Here is a 7,471-nt window from a genome sequence, read left to right on the forward strand (position 1 = left end):
GGCACGGGCCAGCAGATTGACCGATGCGACGCCGTCGGCCAATGCGTGGTGGATCTTGCCGATCAGAGCGAAGCGTCCCCCGGACAGGCCCTCGGCGACGTGGAACTCCCACAGCGGCCGGCTGCGATCCAGCGGCGTGGACGCCACCTCGCCGACGACGGCGTCGAGCTCGCGGCGCCCACCGGGTGCGGGCACCTGTACCCGGTGCAAGTGGTAGTCCAAGTCGACATCGCAGTTCTCCAGCCACATCGGATGGTGCAGCCGCCAGGGGATGTCAACGAGCTTGTAGCGCAACGGTTCCAAGAGATGCAGCCGCCGGCGAAGGTGGCGCCGAAAGGCATCGAAGTCAAAGTCCGTTCCGCCGTCGGAAGGATCGATGACCGCGACCTTCAGCGTGTGCGTGTGCAGGTTCGGCGTCTCGCTGTACAGCAGCATGGCGTCCATGCCGTTGAGTCTTTTCACGCCCACCTCCGTGCCGACCTGTTCATGCAAGCACCAACGAGATGGCGTATTCGCCGAAATCGCAGATTCGCCGCCGGCAGCTCAGGACCCGGACATCAGCCCAGGATCGGAAACCGGCGCTGCTTGGCCAACCGGTCCAGCGCGGCCTGCATCACCGAACGGACGTACCCGTCCACCTCGGCGACGTCGGGGTCATTGCCGAATCGCGCGGCGATGTCGATCGGCTCGAGGACCTCGGTGACAACTTTCGATGGCAGCGGAACGTTCGGGGGGAGGATCACGCTCAAGCCGAACGGGAAACCGAAGGTCACCGGCAAGATGTCCACTCGAGCCTTGGTCAGACCGAGTGTGCGGGCCAACCAGTTGCCGCGGGTCAAGAACAGCTGGGTTTCCTGCCCGCCGATCGAGACCGTCGGCACGATCGGCACGCCGGCTTCGATGGCGGTCCGGACGTAGCCGGTGCGGCCGTTGAAGTCGATGGTGTTCTCGCTGAATGTGGGGCGGTAGGAGTCGTAGTCGCCGCCCGGGAACACCAGCACAACCGCGCCCGAATGCAGTGCCACGGCAGCATTCTCGCGGCTGGCCTCGATGACGCCGAGGCGACGCAACACTCCGTCCAACGGACCCATGAAGATGCCGTAGTGGCCGAGCGTGTAGACGGGTCGGTCGTAGCCGAATTCGTTGTAGAAGGCCGGCGAGAAGATGAAGACGTCGGGAGTCATCATCCCGCCGGAGTGATTGGACACCACCAGCGCTCCACCCGATCGCGGAATGTTGTCGATGTTGCGGACCTCGGCGCGGTGATACCGCTTGATCAACGGTCCGACGGTTTGTGCGACTTGCTTGGTGAATTCCGGATCCCACTTGGCCGTCTCGCGATTCTTCGGCGCTTTCGCCATGTCTGAGCCCTCGCGGTTGCCGGTCAACGTTAGCAGCATGATACTCTCATTTTCAGAGAATGTCATATCCGTTTACTGAGAGCCGATCTCAGAGTGGGGGGCGATGGCCGAGAAGGTGCTTGTCACAGGGGGTTTCGGCCTGGTTGGGTCGCAGACCGTGCGCCGGCTGGCTGCCGACGGCCACCGCGTGGTCGCCACCGACCTCGGAACCCCTGCGCAGCACAAAGCCGCCGAGTCGCTGCCCGCCGGCGTCGAGGCGAGCTGGGCCAACCTCACCGACCCGCGCGACGTTGACCGGCTGCTCACCGAGGTGTCGCCAACGGTGATCGTCCACCTGGCCGCGGTGATTCTGCCGCCGGCCTATCGCCACCCCCAACTCGCGCGTCGCGTCAACGTGGATGCGACCGCGGAGCTGCTGCGCGCCGCGGAGGCAAGCGAACATCCGCCGCGCTTCGTGTTGGCGTCCAGCAATGCGGTCTACGGGTCGCGTAATCCGCATCGCCACCCCGACCGGCTGCGTGCCGACTCCCCGCTGCGGCCGGCGGACCTTTACGGCGCCCACAAGGTGGTGGCCGAAAACCGGCTCCGGGCTTCGAGTTTGGAATGGGTGATCTTGCGTCTAGGCGGGGTGATCAGCGTCGAGCCGGGCGCGATGCCGTTCACCGGCGACGCTTTGTTCTTCGAAAGCGCGCTGCCGACCGACGGGCGTATCCACACCGTCGACGTCCGGGACGTCGCGGCCGCGTTCGCCGCCGCAGCGACGGCCGACGTCGCGGGTGAAACTCTGCTGATCGCCGGCGACGATTCGCATCTGCTCCGGCAGAAAGAGGTCGGGTTGGCACTGGCCGCGGCCAGGGGGTTGTCGGACGTCCTGCCCGCCGGCCGCCCCGGTGATCCCGACAGTGACGAAAACTGGTTCGTCACCGACTGGTTGGATACCACCCGCGCGCAGCAGGCGTTGAAGTTCCAGCACCACTCGTGGCCGGACATGCTCGCGGAAATGCGGGCCATCGTCGGGTGGCGGCGCTATCCGATGTTCTTTGTCGGCCCCGTCGTACGGCAGTTCCTGAAACGCCAAGCCGCATATCGGGACACACCCGGCCGCTACGCCGATCCGTGGGGCGCGATCAGATCCCGGCTCGGCGAACCTCGGCCCGACAGTAGCGATTAGGCGGGGGTCGAATCGCGATGCGCTTCAAGAAGTCTCAGCCAGGTTTCGCTGATCGGCGGGAAGCACGGCACGGCATGCCACAGCCGGTCGACGGGCACTTGGCCGGCGACTGCGAGACGCCGGGACCGACCAACGTCACGCCGTGCAGGTAGCCGCGGTCGGCGTCCACGACCATCCGCGCCCGCCCCGTGTATCCGTCCGCGTAAAGTTTTGCGCCCATCACCACCCCCAGTAGGAGCATTCACCGCCCACCAGTTCGCGTTCGACCATTGCGACGCTGAGACCACCCGCGCGGGCGCGCTCGGCAGCATTCTGTTCAACCGGTCCGGCCCCGAGAACGACGACATCGTAAGTATGTTCGGCTGCTGTCACTTTCGGCCCTTCCGCTCGGATCATGTGACAGCCTACTGCGGCATCGACAGAATGGGTTGAGTAGCCCAAAAGATTGATCGTGCGGGGGTCGGGCCCTTGGTTCAGCGCGCGCTCTGATCGATCTGGACTGGGTATCCCGCGCTCAGCACTGCCACCGTCGACGCTGGAGTGAGCACCGACGCGACGCCCTCCACCGGCTTCGCCACCGGTCGCCGGTAGGCGTAGGCATGTTCGTCGAAGACCGCGAGGTGATCGTCCACGATCACGGCCGGTCCGTCGTCTGTGTCGACGAATACCCCATCTGGCAGGGCACTCCACGGCAGCCGATGCGATTCAGCTCGCTCGCGGTGCAGGACGTTGTCCATGTCCTTGGCGTAAGGCACTGCACCGCCGTGGGTTTCATGCCACATGTGCCGGTAGGTGTTGTAGTCGCTGCGGCGGCATTCGGCGCAGGGGCGATGACCCGCGGCGAATGCGACCGCCTCGTCGAGAAAGAACAACTGGGTGTAGTGGCTGGGCGCCCACTGTTCAGCGTGCCGTCCCCTGAACTCCAAGACGCAGGTGATCCAGGCCTTGCCCCGAGAGTTCCTGACGATGTCGCGGGCGCCGCGTCCTTCGTGCAGTCGACCCCGATTGCCCATCCATGCTCCGCGGCGCGTGACAGCGATGATGTCGCCGCGAGGCGAGACCCGGTTGCGTGCGGGCCTCATCCAATGCCTTCGAGATCCAATAGCGCGCGTTTGGCGGTCGGTCCGCCGCGATAGCCGCCCATGGTGCCGTCGGAGCGGACCACCCGGTGGCACGGCACCACGACCGGGATGGGGTTGGTCGCGCAGGTCGTCCCCACGGCGCGAACGGCTTTGGGTGAACCCGAAAGTCGGGCCAGGGTGCCGTAGCTGGCAGTGGTGCCGTAGCCGACGTCAACGGCCAGGTGACCGAGAACCACGCGGCGAAATCCTTTGGAGAGCTGCCAATCCAGCGGAACGTCGAAGGCGTGACGACGTCCGGAGAAATACTCGTCGAGTTGGTGCGCTACAGCGTCCAGGCGAGCCGGGGCGTGCAGCAATCGGGAGCTGATCCGGTCGGACAGGTTCTGCAGGACGGCGTCGTGGCCCTCGTTGCTGAACGCCACGCGCACCAGCCCGACGGGCGTCGCGGCGTTCAGCAACGAGCCGACCGGCGAGTCGACCGTGCGGTAGGCGACGTCGAGGAGGTCGTCGTCGTCAGCGGCGGCCGCCAGACGGGCGTGCAGGCGGGTGAGGTCGTCGTCGTCGACCGGATACGCCGCGGCGAGGTCAAAGGTGGTCATCAGCGAACTCCGTTGTGAGGTCATGCGAATAGGTGCGCCGCAGGGTGGCGATGCCGTCGGCGGCTGCCCGCCGCGCGGCAGCCGCGCTGCTGTTGAGGAGGGCGGCGATCTCGGCGTAGGGCAGCCCGGCCAGATAGTGATAGGCCACCGCTTGACGTTGCTTGGTGGGCAGGGCGGCAACCGCTTGGGTCAGCTCGAAGTGGTCGTCGTCGTGACTTGGCATCGGCCGGTCCGGTGTTTCCGGCACGGGGATGGCCCGTCGGGCCGAGGCGCGGGTGATGTCGATCGCCTTGCGGTGAGCGATCGTCACCAACCACGCCTCGACGTTGGCGTCAGCCGGCAGGTCGGGGTAGGCCTTCATCGCCGCCAGGAAGGCCTCTGACCATGCGTCGTCAGCGTCGGCGTGGCCGAGGACCGCGTGCACCACCCGCAGCACGGTGGCACCGTGCTGCGCGACGACGTTTTCGAACGGCGGCTTCATTCCTGTTACCAGAGTGCTTGCGGTGCAACGGGTACGGCCTTCTCCAGCTCGAGAAGGTGTTGCTTGCGGTCCAGGCCGCCGGCATACCCGGTGAGTTTGCCGGTGGATCCGACCACGCGATGGCATGGGATGATGATCGACAACGGGTTGTGGCCGACGAATCCTCCGATAGCGCGCGGGCTGATGCCGCCACCGATCCTGCGGGCCAGCGCACCGTACGTCGTGGTGCGGCCGTAGGGGATTTCGGCGAGCAGCTGCCAGAGTCGGCGGGCCCGTTCGCTGCCAATGGGATTGAGCGGTAGATCGAATTCCTGGCGTTCGCCGGCGAAGTATTCGCGCAGCTGCGTGATCGCCTCGTCGAATCCGTGGTCGTCGCTTGGCTCGACTCGCGCCCCGAAGGTCGTCTGGTCCGGCCGGGTCCAGTGGCCCGGGTAGTACAGGCCGGTCAGGCCGCCGTCGTCGCGCACCAGAGTCAGCGGTCCGATCGGTGAGTCGATGACGACGTGACGAGTCGACGTGGTGGTGGCTGCGGTGGACATGAGACCTCCGGTGTTCGTTGGAAATGTTGTCTACCTGGTAGACGCCTCGCCCATCCGGAATGTGAGGTCGTTATTCGAATCTGTCGACTTCTACTGAGCCATGCTCAAGTTAACGCATCACACCGTTGGCCGGTTAACGAATTTGGCTAGCCTCTCCGCGAAATTGCCTGTCGCCGTTGATCTGTTTGCAAGGCTCGCTACTTCGAACCGGGTTGGCAGGTTACTTGAAGCTAATTCATAGACATCCTATGTAGCGTCGATTTTGTCCAATCCGGGGCTGCATAGGCCCGAAGTAGACAGAAGTCACGATGATGCGACCGAAGCAACTGATGGCCGGAGCCGCCATCGCCGGAGCATTCACGGCCGTCGCCATGGGAGCAGGAGCAGGAACGGCAAGCGCCGTTTCCGGCCCGCTCGCCCGCGCCGGCGGCCAGGGTGCTCCGCCGGCATTTCATAGCCCGATACCAGCACCGTTGGGAGGCGGTGGTGGTGGCGGCGGTGGCTTTGGTGGTGGCGGTGGCCACGGTGGCGGCGGCTTTGGTGGCGGTGGCCACGGCGGCGGCTTCGGTGGTGGCAGCCACGGAGGATTCGGCTCGGGACCCGGTGGACCAGGAGGCCCCGGCGGTCCGGGCGCACCTGGTAATCCGGGAGGACCGAGTGGCCCTAACGGGCCGGGTGGTCTGGGCGACCCGGGTGGGCCTGTTGGTCCTAACGGGCCCGGTGGACCGGGCGGGCCTGGTGGTCCAGGTAACCCGGGAGGCCCCGGTGGTCCGGGCGGGCCAGGCCCGGGTGGTTCTGACGGGCCGGGTGGACCGGACCATCCTGGTGGGCCGGGCCATCCTGGTGGACCCGCTGGGCATCACGGCCACGGTGACGACGGCCGGCACGGCAACGAGCCCTACTACACCTACTTCTACAACAACTACTTCTACGGCAGCAACGGCATCAGATGCGGACTCGGCTCGTGGCGTGACGACGCTCGCGGGTGCTTCCGGAATGCCCCGTGGGGCGACGGACCCGCACCCTGGGGTGCGGGCGCGCCACCGCCGCCGGCCTGGGACAAACCACTTCCCCCTCCGGGTGGACAGTGGACCGACGGCCCGGTCAACTACTGGGGCTTCGAAGAGACACCGTCCTGGGACCCACAGTTCAATCAGTGGGGCTTCAACCTCTTCGGAGTCTGGATTCCGGTGTAGGGGGCCCACCGTTACCCGCGAGATCGCCCGGGGTTACTGAGTTTAGCCGCCAAATCGCGCAGATCGGTCGCGACGACCGTCGGCTGCGGCAAGCCCGAAACCGGCAATGCCGCGTTGCCGGGCCGGGTGATCAATGCGCCGCTGAATCCGACGGCCTGGGCGCCGATGGTGTCCCAGACGTGGGCGGCCACCATCATGCAGTCCGCCGGGGATACGGCGAGCTGCTCGCACGCGTGCAAGTACACCGCCGGCGCGGGTTTGAATGCTCGGCAGCTCTCGACGCTGAGCTGTCGCTCGAACAGGTAGCCCAGCCCGGCATGTTCCAGCGGGCTGGGCCCGTCCGGGTTGGGCGGTGAGTTGGTCAGCGTGACCAGACGAAAGCCATTGTCGCGCAGAGTCGTCAGGCCGTCCTCGACGTCCGGGTGGGCCGGCATGGTGAGCATTGCGCGTTTCAGCGCGTCCACGTCCGCCTCGGCGATCTCCACACCGCGGGTGGTCGCGAGCATCCGCAGGATGCCCTGGCCGAGTGTGAAGAAGTCGACGTACTGCCCCGACAAGGTCGTCGTCATCGAGTACATGACCAGTTGATTGAACCACTCCCGCATCGCCGCAGGATCGCCGAAGATACGCGCGAAAACCGGTGCTATGGACTCGATGTCGATCAGCGTCTCGTTGACGTCGAACACGAGAATTGACGGTGCGGCGGTCATCGTCCCATCATCCAGCGCTCACTCCACAACGACCACCATTTTGCCGCCGGCTTCTCCGGCCTCCATCACTCGATGCGCTTCGCGGATCTCATCGAAGGAGAAAACACGTTCCGGGGCGGCTTCGAGTTGGCCGGCGGCCACTTGGGTCGCGATGTCCTGCAGTGGCACGTCAGAAAGCGGGAAACCGGACTCGCCGAATACGAAGCTTCCGAAGAAGTTCCAGTTGACGCCACTGGGCATGCGCAAGAGCGGATTGAATTCCCCGATGGGATTGAGTCCGCCCAACCAACCGGCCAGGCATGCGGTGCCGTCGCGCCGCAGCATGTCCAGTG

The 7,471-nt window shown here is 65.9% G+C and carries 10 protein-coding genes and 1 pseudogene; 2 read left to right on the forward strand and 9 right to left on the reverse strand.

What is annotated here, in order from left to right:
* Positions 1-462 (reverse strand): wax ester/triacylglycerol synthase domain-containing protein (locus WAN02_RS01715; RefSeq protein WP_422262247.1); only part of this gene is annotated, 462 nt, incomplete at its 3' end.
* Between the two features lie 95 nt (positions 463-557).
* On the reverse strand, positions 558-1,361 hold the full coding sequence (locus tag WAN02_RS01720; RefSeq protein WP_422262266.1) for a lysophospholipid acyltransferase family protein: 804 nt from the start codon (positions 1,359-1,361) through the stop codon (positions 558-560).
* A 103-nt stretch (positions 1,362-1,464) separates the two neighbouring features.
* Between WAN02_RS01720 and WAN02_RS01725 the strand changes: the two genes are divergently transcribed.
* Positions 1,465-2,532 (forward strand): NAD-dependent epimerase/dehydratase family protein, encoded by a 1,068-nt coding sequence (locus tag WAN02_RS01725; protein ID WP_422262249.1) that lies wholly within the window; start codon positions 1,465-1,467, stop codon positions 2,530-2,532.
* Here WAN02_RS01725 and WAN02_RS01730 read toward each other — a convergent pair.
* The 5 genes and pseudogenes from WAN02_RS01730 to WAN02_RS01750 form a co-directional block, all read right to left on the reverse strand.
* Positions 2,529-2,758 (reverse strand): annotated as a pseudogene (locus tag WAN02_RS01730) (pyridine nucleotide-disulfide oxidoreductase); the annotation flags it as partial. The gene WAN02_RS01725 and the pseudogene WAN02_RS01730 overlap by 4 nt on opposite strands.
* A gap of 247 nt (positions 2,759-3,005) precedes the next feature.
* Positions 3,006-3,545 (reverse strand): hypothetical protein, encoded by a 540-nt coding sequence (locus WAN02_RS01735; RefSeq protein WP_422262251.1) that lies wholly within the window; start codon positions 3,543-3,545, stop codon positions 3,006-3,008.
* 65 nt (positions 3,546-3,610) lie between these two features.
* On the reverse strand, positions 3,611-4,213 hold the full coding sequence (locus WAN02_RS01740; protein WP_422262253.1) for a methylated-DNA--[protein]-cysteine S-methyltransferase: 603 nt from the start codon (positions 4,211-4,213) through the stop codon (positions 3,611-3,613).
* Positions 4,200-4,694, reverse strand: a complete 495-nt coding sequence (locus WAN02_RS01745; RefSeq protein ID WP_422262255.1) for an RNA polymerase sigma factor — start codon at positions 4,692-4,694, stop codon at positions 4,200-4,202. Before WAN02_RS01745 ends, WAN02_RS01740 begins: the two co-directional genes overlap by 14 nt.
* Positions 4,695-4,699: 5 nt before the next feature.
* The gene (locus WAN02_RS01750) at positions 4,700-5,233 is read right to left on the reverse strand and encodes a methylated-DNA--[protein]-cysteine S-methyltransferase (RefSeq protein WP_422262258.1); all 534 of its coding nucleotides are present in this window, start codon (positions 5,231-5,233) and stop codon (positions 4,700-4,702) included.
* Positions 5,234-5,541: 308 nt separating this feature from the next.
* Here WAN02_RS01750 and WAN02_RS01755 point away from each other — a divergent pair, with 308 nt between their 5' ends.
* Positions 5,542-6,429: a chitin-binding protein gene (locus tag WAN02_RS01755; protein ID WP_422262260.1), complete on the forward strand. Its 888-nt coding sequence runs from the start codon at positions 5,542-5,544 to the stop codon at positions 6,427-6,429.
* Between the two features lie 11 nt (positions 6,430-6,440).
* Here WAN02_RS01755 and WAN02_RS01760 read toward each other — a convergent pair whose 3' ends face one another.
* Positions 6,441-7,139, reverse strand: a complete 699-nt coding sequence (locus tag WAN02_RS01760) for a haloacid dehalogenase type II (protein ID WP_422262262.1) — start codon at positions 7,137-7,139, stop codon at positions 6,441-6,443.
* Between the two features lie 18 nt (positions 7,140-7,157).
* Positions 7,158-7,471, reverse strand: a 314-nt coding sequence (locus WAN02_RS01765; RefSeq protein WP_422262264.1) for a zinc-binding dehydrogenase, incomplete at its 5' end; no start/stop codon positions are given.

The organism is Mycobacterium sp., assembly GCF_049281135.1.
Classification (GTDB): domain Bacteria; phylum Actinomycetota; class Actinomycetes; order Mycobacteriales; family Mycobacteriaceae; genus Mycobacterium.